The organism is Saccharospirillum sp., assembly GCF_040881935.1.
Classification (GTDB): domain Bacteria; phylum Pseudomonadota; class Gammaproteobacteria; order Pseudomonadales; family Natronospirillaceae; genus Saccharospirillum.
This window is the reverse complement of the sequence record NZ_JBBECH010000083.1, coordinates 30,181-51,586: the sequence shown is the minus strand read 5'-3', so window position 1 is coordinate 51,586 and position 21,406 is coordinate 30,181. Positions and strand designations below refer to the sequence as shown.

The following is a 21,406-nucleotide window of genomic DNA, read 5'->3' as shown; positions in this document are numbered from 1 at the left end:
CCAGGTGGCCCCGGCAAGTCAGTCCAGATGCCGGGCCAGGGTGGCGGTGATGCGTTCGATCACGGCCCGGGTAACGCCAGCGTGCAACGGTAACGTCAGCAGCCGGTCGGCAAACCGATTGGCATTGGGAACGGTGGTGCGGTCGAACCGACCTTCCAGGCCGGCAATGTCTGGCAACGCATGCCGGTACATGGCCGTGGCGCCCAGCCCTGCTTTGGAAAGTGACGCCAGCACCGCATCGCGCTGTTCACTGTCGGCCAATAACAGAGGGTAGCGCAACAGCCTCCCCCGGTTGGCGGCAGGTGTTCCCTGCGGAGAAAAACCAGGCACGCTAATGTGTGGCCAATTGGTGAACGCTTCATCAAAGCAAACTTCCCGCCAGGCATCGAACTGACCATAGCGTTCGACATTGGCTGCCAGAACCGCTTGCGGTTGAGGGTCCATACCCGCCAGTTCGGTCAACGCATGGTACCGGGTCTGCCCCAGTGACAGGCCCGGCATCCGGGACACAACACCATACAGCGCCGGGTGCAGCAACGCGTTATAGAGCCGAACTTTAACCGGCCACAGCCGATCTATTTTGGGCGCTTTAACGTCCAGCAACAAAGGCTGTTCGCGGCAGGCCACCAGGCCGCCACCCAGCAAACCAATGGCTTTGCCCCGACCAAATGAAAACGTAATGTAGTCGGCTTCTGTGGTGACCGGTCGGTCCGGCTGTGGAAACCATTGAGCATTGTCTTCAATGATCGAAACGTTCGGAGATTCTGCAAGCATGGAACGGATAACACCAACATCAGCCGCCATCCCCAGAAAATTAACCGCCAGCACCGCCAGGGTGTTCTCGTTTACGGCCGCTTTAAAGGCTCCGGAATCGTATTCACTGGTGTCTTCCGCCAGATCCACCAACCGGGGTATATAACCCGCATAATCCGCGGCGGCGACCAGGTCCGGGCAGCCGTAGGCCGGAATCAGAACCTCAGGCTGGCTAATCTGCGAATGCCGTAGATGATGCTGGCGCAAACAAAAGGCCAGCGCCGCCGTGCCAGACTGCAACCAAATCAATTGGTGAACTGGAAACAGGCCCGCAACATCAAAGGAAGACGGCTGCAACACAACCGCATTGCCCGCAGGCGGGTACACAGCCCAACTCATCGGGCGGAAGGCTTCCAGGTGGTCATGCGTTTGCCTTTAAAAAACTGCACGGCTGAATCGGCCAGCGCCAGGTTGACCTGAACAAAGAAGTACACCAGCCGCACCCCGCTGTGGTCCCGACCTTTACCACCCCAATGCCCCCAGATGGCGATGCCATAAAATACAGTTTGCGCCACCAGGGCCAGAGCGTAAATCCAACCATCGTTAGCCAGCACCAGCGTGACCAGTAACAGCGCCAGCAGAAACCAGGGCACACCCCAGCGCATCAGCTTGTGGCTGCACACCTGGAACGCAAACAGCCCAAACCGAACGGGATTCAATACATCCGGGTGCCGTGCCAGCCCGGTCATACCGCGCAATACGGTCCGCACCTTACGGGCGTATTCACGTGAGGCGTCTTTCAGATCTTCATAATAACCGAGCACATCCGGCGCGGTGACCGAGCGTAGCCCCAGGCGAGCGCAGTTCAAAGCGGTGTTAAAATCACTAGGGGAGTGGATGTCCCATTGCTGGCACACTTCGGCCCGGGCGGCAAAAAACGAACCACTGAGGCCTACCAGGCCACCCAACTGACTCTCCTGACGACGCAGCCACATTTCATACTTTACGTAGGCACCTTCACCAGCCACTTTGCCGTCTTTGCTGATGAAGCGGTCTTCACTGGAAACCGCTCCGATTTGGGCATCGGCAAAATACAGACTCAGATTCTGCAGGGCTTCGGGGTCCATCTTTGTTGCGACGTCCGAAAACACCAAAACCTCACCTCTAGCCGCCTTAATCGCGGCCAACTGCGCGTTCTCCTTGCCCAACCGTTCCTGCGCCCGCACCAAACGAATGCCCCGTTCAGCATAGCTTTGCACGAGTTCATCGGTACCGTCGTCGCTGCAATCGGACGCGACGATGAGCTCTAGCCGCTCGGCCGGGTAATCCAGGGTAAGAACGTTCTGAATCTTCTGTTCGATGCGGTGTTTCTCGTTATAAACGGTAACAATCAGGCTCAGGAAGGGCGACTCGTCGACGTGGGTACGAGGTGGTTCAATGACTTCAGGGCGGGCTAGGGCGCGCAGGGCAATCAGAGCCAGAGGGTAGAGAAAGTAACTATAGACGGCACAGAACGCCAAAATCCAGAACAGGGCAGTGAGCATGGTCAACTCCTTGGACCAGGGTGGGAATGTTCAACAATAAAGACCCGGAAAGGCGCTTTAAAGAAAGCCCTCCCTGATGCATACTAACGCACAGTATAACCAACACGGATGTTGAGTACATGTCGATTTCCCGACCCACAGAAATGATCCGGGTCCTGCATATTATTTCAGGGGACCTTTGGGCAGGCGCCGAAGCGCAGGCCTATGCCCTTATTAAGCAACTCGGCAAAGATTGCACCATCGCTATCGTCCTGATGAACGAGGGCGAACTCGCTACACGCCTGCGCGCACTGAACATCCCCGTGACCGTTCTCGACGAAACCCGTGCCTCACCCTGGCAACTGCTGCAAGGCATTCGCCACACGATCAACACCTTCCGCCCCACAGTTATCCACACCCACCGACAGAAAGAAAACATACTCGGCAGCCTGGCCAACCTGACCACGCTTAGAGTTCGGTGCGTGCGCACCGTGCATGGGGCCAGCGAATTTGACGGCGGCCTGAAAACACGCGCTCAGCGCTGGCTCGACCACGCCTGCGGCCGCTGGCTACAACACGGCGTCATCGTTGTCTCCCAGGAACTGATGGGCAAACTCAAAGGCCACTACGGTGCCCAGCACCTGTACTGCGTACCCAACGGCGTCGACCTGGCAGAACTGACTGAGAAGGCAAACGCTGGCACTGACCTGTCGTTTCAAGCCGACTGCCAGCACATCGCCATTATCGGCCGCCTGGTATCCGTGAAACGCGTGGACTTATTCCTAGAAACCGCCCGCCTGGTATTGGACCGTTCAACAAAATACCGGTTCCACATCGTCGGCGATGGCCCCCTGGAAAAGACCCTAAAAGAGCAGGCGGCAACGTTAGAACTCACAGAGCCCTATATGCAGTTTCACGGCCACCGGACTGATATTCCCGCCATTATTCAGGCGTGTGACGCCGTTGTTCTGTGTTCGGACCATGAGGGAATGCCAATGGTTGCGCTTGAAACCCTAGGCTTGGGTAAAGTGTTGCTCGCAACCCATACCGTGTGCCTCGCTCAAAACGGAGTGCTCACTGGCCACGCTCCCGTTGCGCAAACATCTAACGCCCTGTGCGAAGCAATATTCGGCCTGCAAGACAAGAGCACCCACCAAGAACCTAGGCAATATCGTTTCAAGCTAACAATTGACCAGTGTGCAAAGCAAACCATTGGAGTCTATTGCTATGAGTAGTTTCAAGAACACTACTGCTGCTCTGTGCACCTATGGCATTACCCATCAAAATGGCAAAGATCTAAGCACATATGCAATTCCTATCTTACTCGCTCAGTACGTAGACTCAAGGCACCAACACCTCAAAATCCAGCAAGAGGCTAAAGCCGCTAGCGAACAACCTTATAACTTGTTGGCAGGGCTAACGACACATCCTGAAGGTAAAACCAGCAATAAAGAAGCAACGGAGGCTAGCTGATCGTGACAGGGATGATGGTGTTATTTCATTGTGAATCCAACCCTGGCTATGCAGCGTCGAGCCATGAGCACACGTTTCTCGATGTTGCGAGACACTTTACCGATGATATGAGTCAGATTCACTATGCCTATGCTAACCTCGAAGGTGGGATGACACCCTCATTACCATGTGATCTCTCCAATATTATTCAACTAGACACTCAATGGTCCGATTCGTCTCAGCTTGAAGCAATCGAAAATTATATTAAGAGCAATAAGATTACCCGGCTCCTGGGATTTGACCAACCCGTATCACATCCAGCTTATCAGGCTCTAAGAAAAGGCGGTATTCAGACCTTTGTTTCTTACTGGGGGGCTCCCATGAGCTCCATCAATTCCGGGATTAAGCTCATCCTTAAAAAAATTGAAGTGTCAGCCAGGCGCTATGGCCCCGACCATTATATATTCCAGTCCGATGGCATGCGTGATACTGCAGTGAAGGGACGCGGTATTCCCGCTTCAAAAACTTCCATAGTAAAAACCGGCATTGATACAGAGAAGTATTCACCAGCTTCAACTAAACACGACTATGCCCACAAGTGTTTCGACATACCAAGAAATCGAAAAATTGTAGTCTTTTCCGGCCACATGGAACGTCGCAAAGGCGTCCATGTCATCTTGCAAGCAGCTAGGGTTTTAACTCAAGACCTGAACTATAAAGACGTGCAATTTTTGATTCTCGGAAACCGACCGGGTGAGAAGGAGGGGTTTGTTGAGTATTTACAAGATGCCACAGTAAACGAACATATAACATTTGGCGGTTATCGTAATGATGTACCAAACCTACTTAAGAGCTGTTCCGTCGGGATGATCGCCTCTACCGAATGGGACTCATTTCCTATGTCATCTCTAGAAATGGCCTCCACTGCTCTTCCTTTAGTTGTATCTGATCTCCCTGGTTTAAATGAAGCAATAACAGAAGATACTGGCTTGAAATTCACCACAAATGATTATGTAGCTGCGGCTAACACATTACATAAACTCCTCAATAGCCAAGACCTCTTGGCCATAATGGGTGAAAATGGACGTAAACGAGTACAGAAAGACTTTTCAAAAGCAGCACAAGCCAAAGGTATTGTAAGAATTTTTGAAGCCCTGGAAGCCAAACCGGAGTATTCGCTTTGAGCCAAGCTCAACAAATGGTAAAGCACTCAACCATTTACGCCATTGGCAATATTTCAAGGCAGCTAGTTGGCTTTATAATGCTGCCAATATATACCAATTACCTAACACCAGCCGACTACGGCGTTATCGGCCTTTTGATTTTTATGGTAAGCCTATTTGAAATAGTTTTAGGTGGGCATATGTCTCAAGCGATTCCGAAGTTCTATCATCAGGAAGATGATCGACTTCGTAGGAATTCGGTTGTAGTTACAGCTTTACTTGTGACCACTTTTTTCAGTAGCATTGCTGCTTTACTGATGGTCTTTTTTTCCAACCCACTTTCCGTATTGGTTTTTGGAGACCAAGAGTACAGTATCTATATTGTCATTTTTTCTACCCTTATACTTACACATGCACTTGAACAATATGGGTTAACCTATCTTCGTATCATTAAAAAACCCTGGACATTTCTTAACTTTAACATGGCTAAATTAGCCTTACAGTTAAGCCTGAATATCTTAACTATCGTTATTCTTGACTGGGGTCTAATGGGCTTAGCTTTAAGCAGCTTGATTTCTTCTGTCATTATATCGATTGCACTTATCAGCTATACACTCTACAAGACAGGCTCTAAGTTGAGTATCGGAATAGCCCAAAAGCTTTTGATTTTTAGCTGGCCACTATGGGTATCAGGCGTTATTGGACTATACATCGGATCATCAAATCGGTATTTCATTAGAATATTTTCATCACTAGAAGAGGTAGGTTTGTACGAACTTGCTACAAAATTTGGAGCTATTGTATTGGTTTTAGTCTGGAGCCCATTTTCTCAGTATTGGCAAACTGAACGGTATGCAATTGCCAAAACAGTTAACCCCTATTCTGCATATTCTCTCGCATTTCGATCAATAACAGCACTACTATTCATATCTGGCACTGGGGTAATTATCTTTAGTAGCACCATAATCACCATAATGTCAGACTCACTTTTTCACCCCGCTTATAAAGCAGTTCCATTTTTGGTAATAGCAAACATATTTCAAAGCCTTACTGTCTTTAATAACTTTAGTTTCATGCATACCGGACGTACATTTGAAATCACAAAAAACAACATAGTAACAGCAATTGTAATAACAATTTTCTATTTTGCATTAATCCCTTACTTTGGCTTTACTGGTGCTGCAGTGGCATTTGCACTAGGATCTGCAATTCAATACATATACGCACTGTATGCTGGAAGGCGACTTTACGACCTTAGAATAAGTCAAAGACCACTTGTATACCTTATAGCCCTTACTGTCACAAATAGCTTTCTGGAAAAATACACTACAATCGACGCGGGATTGCTCTACACCATCTCTTTAAAAATAATTTACTTTTTTTTGTCGGCCATAATAATTTCACTAATTTTATTTGAACCCAACTATTTAAAGAAAATCTTTTCAAATATATACTTACACATGAAAACCAAATAGCGATTGTGCCAGTTAATAACCGCTCAGATAAGACCAAACGTAAAGCATGAGCTGGCCATTACCGATACATACCAGATCGCTTTCGAGTACAGAAACTCACCAGGTACAATCTAAGCTCCTGCCAAAGCCAGGAGTTAACAGATTTGGAATCCCCACTTAAACAGACAAGCACTCGGATACTTAGAACCCGCGTTCTTACTATTTTAAAGCCATACTTTGTTACTACCTTATGCGCATTTATAACTGTTCTATAATATTACTAAGCTGCCCGGAACGGATTTTCAATTCATCATTCTCTTAAAGTCTAGTCATCCAATTTCATTTAAATTACATCTATTGATAACAGACCTGAACTTTCCACCTTTCTCTCTCGGGATCTCTTGAACGAATTCTATCTTGAAAATAAATTCTTCTGCGAAATACTCTTTTACTCTATCTACAATTTCATGTTCGAGTTGTTTGCTAGAACCGCCAGTAGATACAACTTTTATCGTGATAGCCTCTAAACTTTCTTGAATATATTGCGACTCAAATATAGGTAAACCTTTTAGGATCGGACTTAAACGGCTATACTTTCGGCCACTTTTTGAGATTACAACATCATCAACTCGGCCTTCGATTTCTCTAATTACAGGGTATTTCGATCCACATTCGCATTTTTGCTCGAATTCCAGCCTTGCTGTATCTCCTATTTTATACCGAATTAGTGGCATTGTATGATTAATAAATCCCGTACATACCAGCTCCTGCCTCAACCCTTCTTTATCTACATCAACAACCTCAATCAAGCCATAGTCTTCCCGAATATGCATTTGTCCAGCCTGGCATTCATAGCCAAATACACACATTTCTGCAGCTCCGTATTGGTTTCGAACAGGGCATTTAAATGCAGACTCAATAACCTTCCTTTGATAAGGATGTAGTGTTTCGGATGATGTGCAAATAAATCCAGGAGTTGGCAGTGGAATATTATGGGCTATAGCGAAGTTCGAAATCTCGTATAAAATTGACGGATAGCTATCAATGTATACTGGCTCGAACTTTCTGATTGCATTACAATACTCTGTTAAATTTAATTCCGTAATATGATAGGCTGACATATACAGCGTATTGTTAAATCTATCTAACAGCCAATATGGTGGTTTCGTTATATTTGAAGGCCTAATTTTTCGCCCGGCGATAGTAATTGATTTATCTCTAGGCTTTGCTCCATGAAGCCGAATGAACCAATCAAAAAATGCATAATTTTTCTTCCTTGCTTCCTGCGTGCAAAGAATCTCAAGTGGTGTTCCGGTGGAGCCAGTTGTTTTCAGTTTTAATAGATGCTTACTATTAATATCACTATTATAGTAGTGCTTAGGATTAGCCTTTAGCATTCTCTTTTCAAGTACTGGGAAATTTTTGATAAATTCCAGTGGTTCACGCTTGCTTGTGTCATAAACGTCTAAAACCGCCTTATATCCCGGTATGTACTTGGCAGATGCCAATAGCATCAGAGTATTTTGTTTTTTAACGATTTCTATACCATCACGATCTAGGTACGAGTTCTTTTCTACTTCAACAAGAAAAGACTTGTACATGCCTGTCCTACGCTGAAAATACACGTATAGTCCATAAACAGATAGAAGAATCTCTTGCGCACTAATAGGTAGTTTGAAAAAAACAGAGGTTACGAATGACATTAACTTCGGCTCCGATTTTCTGTTAATACCCCTATAACATTTTTTAATTTACGACCAATATTAGAATATGAATACATACCTTCAATGAGTTCTATCCCGGCTTTTGACATCGATCGACGTTTAGATGGATTACTCATAAGAAACTCGATCTCTTTAATGTAATCATCGGTGGTACTTGCATATACAACATGACGGCCTTCAACAACATCTATACCTTCACATGCTATTGGGTGTGCAATCAATGGAATACCCATTGCCAGGGCATCTAACACCTTTAACTTAGTACCTCCTCCATCACTAATAGGGCAGATGTACAAAGCCGCTTTTTCCATCGGTATTCTAATATCGTCAACGAACCCGGCTGCTCTTACTTTCTTTGATTTCTTTGAGAGATCTGAAAGACCTTTATGCCAACCTTTTCCGCAAATGACAATTGGGCCACCAGCGATTTTCTCATCAAATACTGGTTCTAGGCTATTCACAATAAAGTCTACCGCTTTGGCATTGGGATACCACTCAAGACCTCCAGCGAAGATGCAACCAGCCACATCTGAAGTTGAGTATTCGCTACTGCGTTTGAAATACTCGATATCAACACCATTAGGAATGACTTCAATTCTACGATGTATATAACCTTGAAGCCTTCTGCTGTCTAGCTCAGAACATACAAAGTTCATACTAACTCTATTGCACCAATACTCTTCCCACTTTCTTGTTTTAACTGCTTGCCACCTAAAATATTTTTGCAACAATCCTGATGAGTTTTCTGCCCTTCTTTCAAGCATCTGTGATTCAATATTATGATGGTTCACTATCACAGGGCAATCCACACTTTCTAACAAACCACACAATCCAACTGTATCTACATATATTGCATCATAATTTTGACTTGAAATGGCTCTATGGACAGCACGCTTGAACCCTACCGAATTTAATGCAAGGACATCGTACGGAGTTTTATTGAATAGGGATTTAACTCCAAGTAAATACTTATTTAATTTTCTTACATTTAGCCCATGCGGTATAGCAATATACTTATTAACATAAGAACTAAGTGCGTCACGTATTTCTTCGTGTCCAGTGTGAAAATCCGAGTAGTACGCCCTGACCTTCGACCTTGGCAGCAAAGTGACCAAGTCTACATCGGCAAACTCTGCAAATTGTTTTAACATGTTAAATGATCTTTGCATCGCACCGCCCTTAGGCGGGTATGGTGCAAAATGCCCTATCCATAGAATTCTAACCCTGTCCATACGTGCCCTTTCTCAAACGCCACTCGTTTAATTGTAACCTAATGTAGACAGGTCTGTTTTTCCTCATGATTAATCTTATACTGTTCAAGCCTGCTTCGTCGAGCCTTAAAGCCCTGGTTAGTGCAAATTTCAAAAGTTTTTATAGATGAGGATATGTTATGTATTCGATAGCAGTAACGTCGTAATATTGACGCATTTTTCTGTCAAACCAAGGCTTCTATACTTAATTGTAACCAAAATATAAAATGGCTATGCCATCACGCTTTCATATCACAGCACCAATGTACTATAGGCAGGTCAATTCAACTTGGTGATATCATGAAAAAAGCATTTCTAGCAGCACCCCTCTTATTGTCACTTGCCGCCCTGGCAACTGCCGAGACCTCTTTGGTAGACCCTGATTGGACTTTTAAGGATGACTTCGAGGCTTCTGAGGATAGATCATTCTGGGGTAGTGAAGCTTATACCGAGTACGGCGTGTCTTGCCCTGGCACCAGCGCTGGTGGCAATTCACTGATTTTTAAATATCAACCTGACAAGCCTGATTCTGATAATAGCTGGGCTGAAAAGCGATTCCAGCTTCCATTGGATGCAGTCCAAATTGAGATGACTTATGACCTTTTCGTTCCAGATAATTATGTTAGGTCACCTAAAAATCACAAGAATTTTGTACTTTGGTCTGGTACATATGGGAAATTTAATGCAAACGTTTCTGTCTCTAGTGAGAGTTGGCCTACAGATGGTGGCTCAAGCCCTTCAGTCTATATCGGAGAAGACGGAAATAATTATGGACATTCGTTAAATCGTCTGCGCCCGCATATGTATACAAATAATCAAGGAAAATGGCAGAAAGTTCATGTATTTCTGGAGCTAGCTACACAGCAAGGCGATTATGGAAAGTTTGAAATATCGAAGGATGGTGCATTCATTAATGGCACTCACCACCCGGATGCCAGGACAGATTCATCTGTAGACTTGGCCAATCAAATCAACTATGCGAGTCGAGGTAATTTTATCGATCAAGGTTATTTAATGGGTTGGGTAAATGGCGGTTTTGATACGCTTACAACTTTTTGCATAGATAACTTTGAAATTAATGCCACTTCCAGTCACGGTGAAACTACTGGTGGCCCTAATTTATCCTATGCACCAGTTATGAATGATGTGACAGTTCAGTACTGACTTTCATAATGGGTTAAAAATTTGCACTTGAATGCCTTTAGTGCGAAGAGCAATGTGTTCACACATTTTATAAGTCGGCTTTATTGTTGCCGACTCCCACTCTTCGCACAGCTACAATAAATGCTGCTGATACCCATAAAAATGGATAATATCCTACCGTAAAAAACTGACCCGCAACAAAGAAACCCAGTACACCTAAACACAGTCCCTTATCAATCGCTGCGAAAGGCTCTATGTTAGCCTTCGGGAATAGACAATAAAAAATTATTATCAAATAATAGATCAAAGCCGGAATTCCACCGTCCGTTGCTATCTGAATTAAGATATTATGTGGCAACTCTGCCACTTTTTCACCAGCACGATTAGTAAAAAGAATATCATCTGAATAGTGGTCAGTAAAATATGGAATGAAATTATAATATCCAACTCCAGTAAGAGGGTGCTCTTGGACCATCTCAATACCTCTAGTCCAATAGAGCAATCTTTGTTCCGAAGTTCTATCTTCACCCATCGAGCTAAATCTCTCTTTCTGCTCATCAGGAAGTAATGCTAATATTAATATTGATACCAGTATCAAGCCTAGTACATACTTAATTCTGAATACCCGAAAACCAACCAGACAAGCTATCAACACTGCCAAGGCCAGTTGTGCACCACGACTACTGGCCCCAAGGATTGTCATTACAGGAGCTACTAAACCTATAGCTAGCAGCAACTTCTCCCATTTATTTGAAGATGAATAAAATTGTTTTAACAAATAGTATGAAAGTGCAAAAAAGATCAGCATTTGTATCGCTAGCTCTCCAGAATTCTGAAAGTAACCTGGCGGTCCCATAATGCCCCAGCTTGAAAATGAGAACCCTCTCTTCGCCCAAATAATTGCAGTCCCATAAGCTAGTTTCAATGAGCAAAGATAGAAGACCAATAGCAATATATAAAATCTTTCACGAGTTGTAGTTATGTAGGTAATTGCAAAGAACACAACCAACCACTGAATAAAAAACTCTCTGTATTGAATAGACCAGTCAGGATAATCTGAAAATAAATATCCAATTAACAATTGAACACTAAGAAGCAGTAAAGCAGCATGAACTATTGAAAATTTAAAGGTTGATTTTTTATCGAACAAGCTAAAAAGTATCGACCCAATTAATAACAGCTGTGTCCAAGGCAATATGTTTATAGCTGGGTATATAGACTGTGGGCGATAGTATTCGAAAAAAAGATATCCACATAGGCACCAAAAAGCGGGGTGCTCACTCCAAAAGTACCTCCAAAGCGAACTGACTCTTAAAAAGTAGAATTTCTCTACTTGTTGCGACTCGGAGAGGAAATTAGTTGACATGTCGTATCAACGATGTGGTTGCTTCAACAACAGTTTTTCCGCAATTATAAAAGAAAATAGAATTTGTATTAAATGGATCATGAATATAAGCACATGAACTATTGTCATAAAGTCCTAATAGTGTAATTTTAGCTTCTTTGTGCATCTTGCTTATGGGTGACAGGTGCCTAGGTTCCATCCCCACAATTAAGTCACTACTTCGGTGCGTATACTGTTCGATTCGCCTAGTTCTATGTTTAGTTAAGTCCATGCCTACATTATTTGCAAAATCTATGGCACGGGGATCGGCAGGATCGCCACCCCGAGTACCAAGACCATATGATATTGCTTCAATTCCATGTGCCTTCGCCACTAACTCGGCAAGTGGACTTCGACATATATTACCCACACATACAAAAACAAACCTGGCTGGCTGAAAATCACTGTCAATCATTAGCGGATTATACTCACCTACAAGACGCCTTAGCTCATAATAGGAGAATCTAACTAGCCCCTTTTTTGAACCAAATCGATCATTTATCCATGTATTGGGTACAGGCAAACTGCCAGCCATAGTCATTACGATTCCTTGTTGGTTACGTTTCCGCTCGTTTGAACAGAGGTTCGTGAATGGGGTACCTGCGTGGCGTCCTGCCAGCAGTATTGAAAACCTAAGTTTCTGTATAGCTCCAACATAGCTGTCAGGCTGAATTTTGCTTCTACGCGGGTGTGGGCCCTTGCGATCTGTTTTGTAAATTCGGGGGACTTTTCCAAGGCACAGAGAATGGCCGTTGCCATAGCTCTCGAGTCATTCCTCGGAACCAGTGTGCCGTCTTGCCCAGCACGAACAATCTCTTCCGGTCCTCCACAGCGAGTTGCTATTACAGGTACCCCACTGGCCATGGCTTCAATCGTCGCAATGGAAAACCCTTCACTGGAGGAAGACAACGCGAATACGTCCAGTTCGGCCAGAAAGTCGGCCGTGGAGTCAATAAAACCGATGAAATGCACCTTATCTTTGATACCCAAAGCTTCTGTCTGTTGGTTTAACTCGGTCATTAACGGCTCTTTCTGGTGCCCGGCAATAACAAAGTGAGCCAGTGGCTGGTGTTGTATCACCAGGGCTGCGGCATTCAACAGGTTGGCGTAATCTTTTGCTGGCCTTATATTACCCAGGCTACCCACCAGTAACGCTCCGTCGGGAAGGTTCAGTGAGGCTTTCAGGACACCGGTTGCTGAGTTGCTGTAACGGTTTGTATCAATGCCATTATGAATTACCGCTACCTGGCGTTCTGTAAACACGCCCCGGTCAATCATGCTGGCGGCCAGTTTTTGACTCACCGCTACAACCCGGCGCAGTCCCTGCTTCATCAACCAGCGTTTTATCGGCACGAAGCGCTCGTTTGGATTCACATCTACCTGGCCGTGCAGCACGCCTATAGCGGGTAACCGGGTGAGCAGGCCAAACAATGAGAAGGTAAGTGCCGAGCCCAGCAAATGAGCATATACAAGGCGGACCCGCTGCGCTCTTACCAGGCGGAATACCTGCCAATAATAAGGTAGGTTTAAGAAGCCATGGGGTTTGAGCATTCGGTAGGGAATATGGCGAGCTTCGAGCTGGTCGCGTACCCAGCCGGGGCCTTTAATTAGGGCCAGTGTGCGGTGGCCGGGCATCTGAAGGTGCTCGGCGATATTCAGGAATACGATTTCGGCGCCACCCGGGCCGGTGGTGTCGATGGTGTGAAGTACGGTGGTGGCGCTTTCAGTACGCACGCTGGACATTCCTTTGATCCAGGTAAGAGAATATATTCTAAACCCTGCACTAACTCTCGGCTAGTGCTGTTCAAGGTAAAATCCATTTTGTACACTCTGTGAGCTTAATTCCAAGCAGTCACCACCGGAAAGCCTCGAATGGATTCGAAAACGATCAGCATCCTAGTGCCGGATGCCAATCAACGCAGTGCGCTCGCTGTCGTTCGCAGCCTGGGCCGCCAGCCCGGTTTGCACATCAGTACCTGTGATTCAACACCCACGGCACTGGCTGGCCAGTCTCGCTTCAGTGATCTTTACATCCAATGCCCGTCATCCGAACACGAGCCCCTGCACTTTGTGGCCTGGCTGACGCGTTATTTGGCAACCGAACCCTGCCGCCTGGTCATGCCCGTTACCGAAGTTACCAGTCAGTTGTTATTGCAGTTTCAGGAGAGCATTCCCGGCCTGAAACTGCCGTTCTCGCCGTTACCCACCGTGCTTGAACTGGCCAATAAGTCCAACTTGGTGGCGTTGGCAGAGCGGCTGGGTGTGCCGGTGCCGACCAGTCAGCATTTTGAACATTCAGCACAGGTTGATATGCAGGCGGTTTCGTACCCGGTTGTGGTTAAACCTGCTTTGTCGCGCTTATTCAATGGCAAGCAGTGGCAGCCCACTACGGTGCGCATTGCCCACACCCCAGAAAACCTGGCTCAGATTTTTGCACAAGATACTTATTTAAAGGACCACCCGTTTATACTGCAGGCGTTTATTCCCGGTACAGGGGCGGGGGTGTTTGCTCTGTTTAATCAGGGTAAACCGGTGCAATTTTTTGCGCACCAGCGGTTACGGGAAAAACCTCCGGAAGGAGGGGTCAGCGTACTCAGCCAAAGCTGTTCGGTGCCAGCCGACTTGCAAGCGCATGCACAAACACTGCTAGAAGCCGTGCAGTGGCACGGTGTTGCCATGGTTGAGTTCCGCATCGGCGAAGATGGCACTCCCTACCTGATGGAGGTGAATACTCGCTTTTGGGGGTCTTTGCAGCTGGCGATTGATGCCGGGGTCGATTTTCCCTATCAGTTGCTCTGTGCCGAACTTGGCTGGCCCATTCCCCTGGCCGGCCACTACCGGGTGGGTCAGCGCTTGCGCTGGTTGCTGGGTGATCTCGATAGCCTGTATCTGGTCTTTAAGCGTTCGAAAGACTGGCGTACTCGCTTGCAGCGGGCTGGGCAGTTTCTAACGCCCAGGTTTCGCCACCAGCGCCACGAGATTAACCGCTGGCGCGACCCGGCCCCGGCCTGGCATGAACTGAAACAGTATTTAAGAGCCCTACGATGAGCCTACTGCCATGACATCGCTCAAAACCAGACTGACACAATCAATCAAACAACCCGTTAAAGCTGCCCTCAATCAGGTTCGGGATTTGCGCGGCGCACACCGCGCCCACCTGGTGGAACCTACGCTGTGGATTTTGATGTATCACCGCGTATTGCCAGTGAATGATCCCCGGTGCGAAACGGAAGAGCCCGGCATGGTCGTCACCCCGGAAACGTTCAGCATGCATCTAGAGGAAATCCAGCGCTGGATGCCGATCATGGCCCTGGAAGACTGGGTTCGCCGCTATGAAGCGGGTGAGCCCCTGCCCGAAAAAGCCTGCGCCATCACCTTCGATGATGGCTGGTTAGATAACTACGAATACGCTTACCCGGAATTAAAACGGCGGGGGCTGGTGGCCTCCATTTTTGCCGTGGCCGATAAGGCTGGGCAAGCAGCACCCTTCTGGCCCAATCGCGTTGCGGATCTGGTGCTGCGTCAATCGCCTCTGTTGCGCCAGAACCCGGTGTTGGCTCCTGCAGCTGAGTTGTTGGGGCAACCCTATTCACGGGATACGGTGTCGGCCTGCATCCAGTCACTTAAGTACCACAGTGAAGACACCTTGAATGCCGCGCTCGATAACCTCGGAGAAGCGACCCAACCGGAAAATAGCCCAACACCCGATCTAATGCCCTGGTCAGCACTGCGGGAGCTGGATATCAGCGGCGTGTTTACAATCGGCTCCCACACGCGCACGCACCGTCGGTTAAACCACGCCAGTTCCCCCGAGCAACGGCACGATGAAATCGTTGGTAGCCAGCAGCACTTACAACAGCAACTCGGGCACGATGTACCGTTGTTTTGCTTTCCAAATGGGGATTATGACGACGCCAGCCTGCGCCTGGTGCGCGAACATTATCGAGCTGCCGTTACAACTCAGAATGGCTTGAACCGCCATGGCTCACTGGATCTGCACCAACTGAAACGCATTGGTGTGCACGAAGGGAACGCCAAAACGCCACTGCAGTTCCGGGCCCGGTTGTCTGGGCTGGGGTGATCACTCGGGGTAAAGACTGCGTTGGTCGAGCCAGGCATCAAGGATGGTCAGGTTTTCACCCAAGGCGCTTTTCTCGGCTTCGCAGCCAGCGCTGATGCAGTGTGTTTGAACATAGAACAACGCCGTTACTGGCCTGCCCAGAACCCATTCAAACAACTGTTGAAGCTTCGCTCCCAAGTCAGAAACCGCGGTGGCCTTCCCCAGCTGATAGGTCCAAACGACCAGGCGGCGTGTGCCATTGGCGTTCAGCTCTACTGTTTGCACCGTGCGACCACTGTTCAGGGTAAGCGTCTCGCGCCGCTCGATCTGCGCCTGCGGTGCTATTCGGTTGCCATAGCCAACCAGCTCTTTCCCCTGAACCTGTTCCAGATACACTTGCTGGCCCATCTCCAGCGTCATACCGGCGTGAATGAAGCGCACGACCGATTGCAGGTCGTAACCGGTGAACTCAGGCTGCCAGGTTGGCGTAATCAGGGTAGTACCTGCCGACGCCACCCAAGTTTCTGGAGCTTCCCAGGCGCCTTGCCCGCGTTGCTGCGCTAACCAGGGTGTACCTGCCAGTATAATCAGGGTAACGATGGCCAACGCCAGATACGTGATGGCCGATGCTGGAACCTGGTACTGGGTGGGTGGTGCCGTAAAGTGATTCGGGCGACTCGCCGCTGGTTTATGTGCTCTTAATCGGTGAGCCCACACCAAAAAGCCAAGGTAAAACACGCAGAATATGGCCCAGCCGAACAAGCCATGGTCGGTCACCAGCGAACTGTTCATTTCGCTGTAATAGGCAATCAGAATCAGGAAACTCACCCGCACCCAGTTACCCACTATGCTAAGCAGCAGTAACACCAGCACTGCCACCAGCGTCATAGGGCCGGAGAGCCGCCGCTGGTGCCCGTAAACCAAGGCCAACACCACGGCTACCAGGCTGTAATTAAGGCCGGAACAGCCACCGGCCACTTCGACGATGCCGTACGGTAAATGAATGAAATAGCCGTCAATAAAAGCGGGAATCGCCAGTTGCGAAATGGCAAAGGTGCTGACTGCTGTGGTGAGGTCTTGCAACGGAACAATGAAAACGTCCCAAATAGGAATGGCCAGGTATAACCCAAACAAGGGCACCAGCGTTGCACCCAGCGCAGCCCAGCCAAAACCGGTAAGAATCAAACCGCCCAGCAAGGCAGGCAGTACCAGTTGTTGCAGCAGCCCCAATTGAATGATGGAACCTGCTAACCAGAGCGCCGCGCACATCAGTATCGCAATCACACCCGCCAGGCTGGGGTTTGTTTGGAACAGGCCCGTCATCAGACGGTGTATCACCAGCCCCAGACACACCGGAACCCATAAGTAGCCGTGGGAATAGGTTCCGTTCAGCTCTGTCCAGCGATGATGCAGGGCACTCAAGGTATCGGGGGCCAGGGCCATGAACGCGATCGCGCTGAACACACAGTAAACGAGCGGCACACCCCTACGGGCAAAAAACCCCGACCTTACTTGAGTCGGTGACCATTGATAAGACACAACCATGCAACCTTCCTTTGGTTTATAGAGTTGATCCATTACACTGCGCAGTATCGCGACAATTCACCCTCGTGTAAATGGAACCCACGGACCTACTGGATCTGACATGGATGTAAACGACTTACTTAAAAAGCCGGAGCACCTGGCTGCCTTTCTATCCAGCCTGCCCTACACAGCGCACGAACTCACCGGGACTCGCCGGACCGATCTGTTGGCACAGGCTGAAACCCTGCGTCTGCGGCAACCCGAATTGAAACAAATGCTGGCCGAGAAAAAGGCCATAGCCCGCCAGTTCCGCGACGCTTCACACGATACCCGTGCCGAACTGAAAAAGGCCATGGCTCGAACCAGCCGGGCGCTCGACGCACTCGATAATGAGTTAAAAGCACAGCGCCAGTCTCTTATCGAGCAATTGACCGCCTTAATGCAACCGCCCGAAGCCGACGCCACCGCCCAGTTTCAACCCTGGCCTGTCGATGATGCCAACCCCTTCACCGGCGAGATAAAAGTCACCGGTTGGGACGACCCTCTTTGGGTTGAATGGTGCCTAAACCAGCCGCAGCGGAGTCAATATCATCACCCCAGGCTGGGTTCTGCCATTAAGAAAGCTATGGGCCACCAGGGCCCGGTGCTATTAGCTTTAAACGAGGGTGCTGTCGTGGGTGCTTTGCCGCTGGTCATACAAAGCAGTCGGCTGTTTGGGTGCTTTGGTACGTCACTCCCCTACTTTAACTACGGCGGCCCACTGGCCAATTCCACGTCCGTTGCTCTGGCGCTGATCGAGTCAGCTCGCCCTTTGTTGGCAGAGCATAGCTTAAGCCATATCGAAATTCGCACCACTCAGGCAGGCCTGCCCTACCCCTGCAATGAACAAAAAGTATCAATGCTGTTGCCGCTGCCCACGACCGATAAACAGCTGGATCAACAATTGGGCGCCAAAGTCCGCGCCCAGGCCAACAAAGCCGAAGAACACCAGCCGGTTATCCGTTTTGGTAAAACTGAATTACTGGATGATTTCTATCGGGTATTTGCCCACAACATGCGGGACCTGGGCACGCCGGTTTACGGTAAAAACTGGTTTCGAACCCTGCTTCAAATCGAAGCATTCAAGTCGCAACTGGCCGTTGTTTATCAGGCACAGCGACCTGTCGCATGTGGGTTTCTTATGGGGCAAGGCAAGCTGCTTGAAATACCCTGGGCGTCGACACTGCGCCGTGCCAACCCTATGAACATCAACATGTGGATGTACCGGCATATTCTTCGTTGGGCCATCGAGCAAGGCTATGAATGGTTCGATTTCGGGCGCTCAACCCGGGATGCTCCGACTTACCAGTTCAAGAAACAATGGGGCACCAAACCGGTCCAACACTACTGGTATACCCTGACTGCAGCTAATGAGCCTGCGGCAGCGACCCGGCCAGACAGCCCCAAATTCAAACTGATGATCGCCATCTGGCAGCGCCTGCCGGTTTGGCTGACCCGTGTGATCGGGCCGTCGATTGTAAAGCACCTACCCTAAAAGGGGGGAGCGAATCAGCCCGGGGGTTTTTCGAACCCTATTTTTGTATAAAAAAATAAACGAATCAGCCATCCTTCGGTAGGTCTCAGGAGTTTATCTTTATTAATGCACACAGTGGATAGTTGATAAAAATCAACTGTTTGTACGGTGTTTTACGATAAAGTGGGTTAACCAGGTGAAGCGCAGTTAGCCAAACGCAAGACGCAAACAAGCCTTATTCAGCTTGATAAAACTTTACCAAAAAACGTTAAGACATCTTCCTCTCACCGCAAAACTGTGACAAAGTTGACATAGTTAAGGATAACAGTAGTACAGACGAGATGTTACGGATGACCGTCAAAAGCACACTAATCCAGGCACTTACCAGCGCCCCTATGAATCGCCTGATGGGCGGTTTGCGCAATCAGTGTATACCGATCTTTATGCTGCATCGTATGCGGGACAAAGCACTAGGTGTCCATGGCCACGACCCGGATACACTGCGGGCAGCCTTGTCGTATGTTCGCCAGCAACACTACCACCCTATTTCAATGCGTACTCTGGTCGACCACCTGCGCGAAGGCACTCCGCTGCCCAGTAAAGCCGTTGCCTTCACCATGGACGACGGCTTCTACGACCAGGCAGAGATCGCCGTTCCCATTTTCCAGGAATTTCAGGTTCCGGTTACCATTTTCATCGCCACCGGGCTACCGGACAACGAATGGTGGTCGTGGGATTACAAACTGGAGTACCTGATCATGTCGCGGATGAAAAGCGCCCAGAAGGTACACATTGGCGGTCAAACCTGGCATCTGGATAGTGCCGACCGCCGGCGCTGCATGCGCTCTATCCGTAATCACATCAAAGCACAGGACGGCACCGGATACGATGATTTCGTCGAAGACATCCGCCAGCAACTGGGCTGCGATCTGCCACCCTTGCCACCCCCTGCTTATCGCGCAATATCCTGGTCGCAGGCACGAGCGCTGGAATCCCAAGGCGTTGAATTTGGTCCACATTCACACAAACACAATATTTTACAAACCCAATCATTAGCTGATACCGAGCGTGAAATTCGCTACAGCTGGAGTCGGATTAAAGCTGAAATAAAGCATCCATTGCCCGTTTTCTGTTACCCAACCGGTCGCATAGGCGTCGACTTTGGCCCCCGGGAAATGGCAATCGCTCAACATATAGGCCTGCAAGCCGCGGTCTCCGCCGATGCGGGCTATGTGAAACTGGGTGCCGATGCCCAGAATAATTTATTTGCACTTAAGCGATTCGCATTTCCAGAGAAGCTAGGTGATTTTCGCCAATACTGCAGCTGGCTTGAATTCTTTAAGGAGAAAAAACATAGTGAATACGGCAACGGAAAACTGGTTTGAAAATTGTATTTAATAAATAGTTAAAGATACAAGCAATACTCGATACGGATGTATACACACTATGAAAATAATCAAACCAAAAGTCGCATTATTAACGGAAATTACGGGTGGACTAGAACAAACGCTCCATGACTACGGCGCTTTAACTCTTGTAATTGGCATTGAGCCACACAACAAAAGAAAGAGCATTCGGAATCCGAAAGATTTACCTCTAATTATTAAAAAATTCTTGAAAAATAAAACTCAGAATAAACGATCATTAATTGATTTTTGTAAAAAACACGAACTCACGTATGTCTCTTTTCCGTACCGAGAACAGTCAATATTAGCTGAAAAATTAAAAGAAAAAAAAATTGATATATTAATAACCTATGCTGCTCCGTTGCTAGAGAGCTCAGTTCTTTCTTCACCACTATGTGATGCTATTAATTTACATCACTCAATACTACCAAACTACAAGGGAGGCAATCCTATATTCTGGCAAATTTTACATGGACAAATTGAATCAGGTGTTACAATTCATAGATTATCGGAAAAAATTGATGATGGGGAAATACTCTACCAAGAACCTTTCGACTTCCCGGCATTCACTTCAAAAAATGATATAATTGAAAACTTTCATTCGCGCTCTCGGCACGGAATCATAAAATTACTAAATACTTTCATACCAGGAGAGCCATTAAATAAAATCTCACCTAGCACTGGTAACACGAACAAAAAATTTTATGCACGCAATGTACGCAGAAAAGAATTACAGGACATTATCGAATGGGAATTCATTGAACCAGATCAACTACTAAATCTTGTTCGCTACCTCGGAGAATGGCCAATTGACATCGCGACTCCACCCGGGCTACTGAGTTTTCTACCCTACAAAGCAGAAAAAATAGTTACTTCTAACTCACCTAATACTCTGCAAGGCCTAACTGCATCAGGGATGAGCCTTACCTACGGCACTAAGAAAGGAGTAATTACATTAAAGCCATCGTTCAATCCCATAGCGATTATAAAGTACATAAGAAAGCGACAACGTATATTAAAGGGGAAACTTAACTCTCAGTACATTTAACGATCACGA

Annotated in this window: 18 protein-coding genes; 10 read left to right on the top strand and 8 right to left on the bottom strand. The window is 47.7% G+C overall.

The features are described 5' to 3' along the window. Window positions 1–18: 18 nt before the first annotated feature. Both WEB54_RS15585 and WEB54_RS15580 read right to left on the bottom strand, forming a co-directional pair. Window positions 19–1,152, bottom strand: coding sequence for a DegT/DnrJ/EryC1/StrS family aminotransferase (locus WEB54_RS15585; RefSeq protein ID WP_368055358.1), 1,134 nt, complete (start codon window positions 1,150–1,152; stop codon window positions 19–21). After that, window positions 1,149–2,297: a glycosyltransferase family 2 protein gene (locus WEB54_RS15580; protein ID WP_368055356.1), complete on the bottom strand. Its 1,149-nt coding sequence runs from the start codon at window positions 2,295–2,297 to the stop codon at window positions 1,149–1,151. The genes WEB54_RS15585 and WEB54_RS15580 overlap by 4 nt, the downstream gene beginning before the upstream one ends. A 119-nt stretch (window positions 2,298–2,416) precedes the next feature. Between WEB54_RS15580 and WEB54_RS15575 the strand changes: the two genes are divergently transcribed. From WEB54_RS15575 to WEB54_RS15560, 4 genes are read left to right on the top strand one after another with little or no spacing between them, the layout of a single operon-like run. Next, window positions 2,417–3,511: a glycosyltransferase gene (locus WEB54_RS15575; protein WP_368055354.1), complete on the top strand. Its 1,095-nt coding sequence runs from the start codon at window positions 2,417–2,419 to the stop codon at window positions 3,509–3,511. Then, window positions 3,504–3,749, top strand: a complete 246-nt coding sequence (locus WEB54_RS15570; RefSeq protein ID WP_368055353.1) for a hypothetical protein — start codon at window positions 3,504–3,506, stop codon at window positions 3,747–3,749. The genes WEB54_RS15575 and WEB54_RS15570 overlap by 8 nt, the downstream gene beginning before the upstream one ends. 11 nt (window positions 3,750–3,760) lie before the next feature. Continuing rightward, entirely contained in the window at window positions 3,761–4,912 is a 1,152-nt protein-coding gene (locus WEB54_RS15565; RefSeq protein WP_368055375.1) for a glycosyltransferase, read from the top strand. Further along, the gene (locus WEB54_RS15560; RefSeq protein ID WP_368055351.1) at window positions 4,909–6,366 is read left to right on the top strand and encodes a lipopolysaccharide biosynthesis protein; all 1,458 of its coding nucleotides are present in this window, start codon (window positions 4,909–4,911) and stop codon (window positions 6,364–6,366) included. Before WEB54_RS15565 ends, WEB54_RS15560 begins: the two co-directional genes overlap by 4 nt. Window positions 6,367–6,674: 308 nt before the next feature. Here the strand turns inward: WEB54_RS15560 and WEB54_RS15555 are convergent, their stop codons facing one another. Both WEB54_RS15555 and WEB54_RS15550 read right to left on the bottom strand, forming a co-directional pair. Continuing rightward, window positions 6,675–7,946 carry a phenylacetate--CoA ligase family protein gene (locus tag WEB54_RS15555; RefSeq protein ID WP_368056636.1) on the bottom strand — a complete coding sequence of 424 codons (1,272 nt, stop codon included), beginning with the start codon at window positions 7,944–7,946 and terminating at the stop codon, window positions 6,675–6,677. A gap of 101 nt (window positions 7,947–8,047) precedes the next feature. Next, window positions 8,048–9,220, bottom strand: coding sequence for a glycosyltransferase family 4 protein (locus tag WEB54_RS15550; RefSeq protein ID WP_368056635.1), 1,173 nt, complete (start codon window positions 9,218–9,220; stop codon window positions 8,048–8,050). A 399-nt stretch (window positions 9,221–9,619) separates the two neighbouring features. Between WEB54_RS15550 and WEB54_RS15545 the strand changes: the two genes are divergently transcribed. Beyond that, entirely contained in the window at window positions 9,620–10,483 is an 864-nt protein-coding gene (locus WEB54_RS15545; RefSeq protein ID WP_368056634.1) for a hypothetical protein, read from the top strand. 67 nt (window positions 10,484–10,550) lie between these two features. Here the strand turns inward: WEB54_RS15545 and WEB54_RS15540 are convergent, their stop codons facing one another. The 3 genes from WEB54_RS15540 to WEB54_RS15530 all read right to left on the bottom strand — a co-directional run bounded on the left by WEB54_RS15540 (window position 10,551) and on the right by WEB54_RS15530 (window position 13,589). After that, window positions 10,551–11,612 carry an O-antigen ligase family protein gene (locus WEB54_RS15540; protein WP_368056633.1) on the bottom strand — a complete coding sequence of 354 codons (1,062 nt, stop codon included), beginning with the start codon at window positions 11,610–11,612 and terminating at the stop codon, window positions 10,551–10,553. A gap of 205 nt (window positions 11,613–11,817) precedes the next feature. Next, complete coding sequence (locus WEB54_RS15535; RefSeq protein WP_368056632.1) at window positions 11,818–12,387, bottom strand: hypothetical protein; 570 nt, start codon at window positions 12,385–12,387, stop codon at window positions 11,818–11,820. Then, window positions 12,387–13,589, bottom strand: coding sequence for a glycosyltransferase family 4 protein (locus WEB54_RS15530; RefSeq protein ID WP_368056631.1), 1,203 nt, complete (start codon window positions 13,587–13,589; stop codon window positions 12,387–12,389). The genes WEB54_RS15535 and WEB54_RS15530 overlap by 1 nt, the downstream gene beginning before the upstream one ends. 129 nt (window positions 13,590–13,718) lie before the next feature. Between WEB54_RS15530 and WEB54_RS15525 the strand changes: the two genes are divergently transcribed. Further along, on the top strand, window positions 13,719–14,894 hold the full coding sequence (locus WEB54_RS15525) for an ATP-grasp domain-containing protein (protein ID WP_368056630.1): 1,176 nt from the start codon (window positions 13,719–13,721) through the stop codon (window positions 14,892–14,894). A gap of 10 nt (window positions 14,895–14,904) precedes the next feature. Further along, on the top strand, window positions 14,905–15,927 hold the full coding sequence (locus WEB54_RS15520; RefSeq protein WP_368056629.1) for a polysaccharide deacetylase family protein: 1,023 nt from the start codon (window positions 14,905–14,907) through the stop codon (window positions 15,925–15,927). On the opposite strand, the gene xrt is transcribed toward WEB54_RS15520, so the two are convergent. Next, the gene (gene xrt, locus WEB54_RS15515; protein WP_368056628.1) at window positions 15,928–17,349 is read right to left on the bottom strand and encodes an exosortase; all 1,422 of its coding nucleotides are present in this window, start codon (window positions 17,347–17,349) and stop codon (window positions 15,928–15,930) included. It lies immediately after the preceding gene. A 202-nt stretch (window positions 17,350–17,551) separates the two neighbouring features. Here xrt and WEB54_RS15510 point away from each other — a divergent pair, with 202 nt between their 5' ends. From WEB54_RS15510 to WEB54_RS15500, 3 genes are all read left to right on the top strand, one after another. Beyond that, a complete protein-coding gene (locus WEB54_RS15510; RefSeq protein WP_368056627.1) occupies window positions 17,552–18,964 on the top strand; it encodes a FemAB family XrtA/PEP-CTERM system-associated protein in 1,413 nt (470 codons plus the stop codon). A gap of 329 nt (window positions 18,965–19,293) precedes the next feature. Further along, window positions 19,294–20,328, top strand: coding sequence for a polysaccharide deacetylase family protein (locus WEB54_RS15505; RefSeq protein WP_368056626.1), 1,035 nt, complete (start codon window positions 19,294–19,296; stop codon window positions 20,326–20,328). 61 nt (window positions 20,329–20,389) lie between these two features. After that, entirely contained in the window at window positions 20,390–21,397 is a 1,008-nt protein-coding gene (locus tag WEB54_RS15500) for a formyltransferase family protein (protein ID WP_368056625.1), read from the top strand. Window positions 21,398–21,406: the final 9 nt, after the last annotated feature.

Bases quoted from the DNA above. Each gene is read 5' to 3' on its own strand.
- WEB54_RS15570 (WP_368055353.1), top strand. From the start codon at position 3,504: ATGAGTAGTTTCAAGAACACTACTGCTGCTCTGTGCACCTATGGCATT.
- WEB54_RS15565 (WP_368055375.1), top strand. From the start codon at position 3,761: ATGATGGTGTTATTTCATTGTGAATCCAACCCTGGCTATGCAGCGTCG.
- WEB54_RS15535 (WP_368056632.1), bottom strand. From the start codon at position 12,387: ATGACTATGGCTGGCAGTTTGCCTGTACCCAATACATGGATAAATGAT.
- xrt (WP_368056628.1), bottom strand. From the start codon at position 17,349: ATGGCCCTGGCCCCCGATACCTTGAGTGCCCTGCATCATCGCTGGACA.
- WEB54_RS15520 (WP_368056629.1), top strand. From the start codon at position 14,905: ATGACATCGCTCAAAACCAGACTGACACAATCAATCAAACAACCCGTT.
- WEB54_RS15505 (WP_368056626.1), top strand. From the start codon at position 19,294: ATGACCGTCAAAAGCACACTAATCCAGGCACTTACCAGCGCCCCTATG.
- WEB54_RS15555 (WP_368056636.1), bottom strand. From the start codon at position 7,946: ATGTACAAGTCTTTTCTTGTTGAAGTAGAAAAGAACTCGTACCTAGAT.
- WEB54_RS15545 (WP_368056634.1), top strand. From the start codon at position 9,620: ATGAAAAAAGCATTTCTAGCAGCACCCCTCTTATTGTCACTTGCCGCC.
- WEB54_RS15550 (WP_368056635.1), bottom strand. From the start codon at position 9,220: ATGTTAAAACAATTTGCAGAGTTTGCCGATGTAGACTTGGTCACTTTG.
- WEB54_RS15585 (WP_368055358.1), bottom strand. From the start codon at position 1,152: ATGAGTTGGGCTGTGTACCCGCCTGCGGGCAATGCGGTTGTGTTGCAG.
- WEB54_RS15530 (WP_368056631.1), bottom strand. From the start codon at position 13,589: ATGTCCAGCGTGCGTACTGAAAGCGCCACCACCGTACTTCACACCATC.
- WEB54_RS15525 (WP_368056630.1), top strand. From the start codon at position 13,719: ATGGATTCGAAAACGATCAGCATCCTAGTGCCGGATGCCAATCAACGC.
- WEB54_RS15575 (WP_368055354.1), top strand. From the start codon at position 2,417: ATGTCGATTTCCCGACCCACAGAAATGATCCGGGTCCTGCATATTATT.
- WEB54_RS15510 (WP_368056627.1), top strand. From the start codon at position 17,552: ATGGATGTAAACGACTTACTTAAAAAGCCGGAGCACCTGGCTGCCTTT.
- WEB54_RS15580 (WP_368055356.1), bottom strand. From the start codon at position 2,297: ATGCTCACTGCCCTGTTCTGGATTTTGGCGTTCTGTGCCGTCTATAGT.
- WEB54_RS15500 (WP_368056625.1), top strand. From the start codon at position 20,390: ATGAAAATAATCAAACCAAAAGTCGCATTATTAACGGAAATTACGGGT.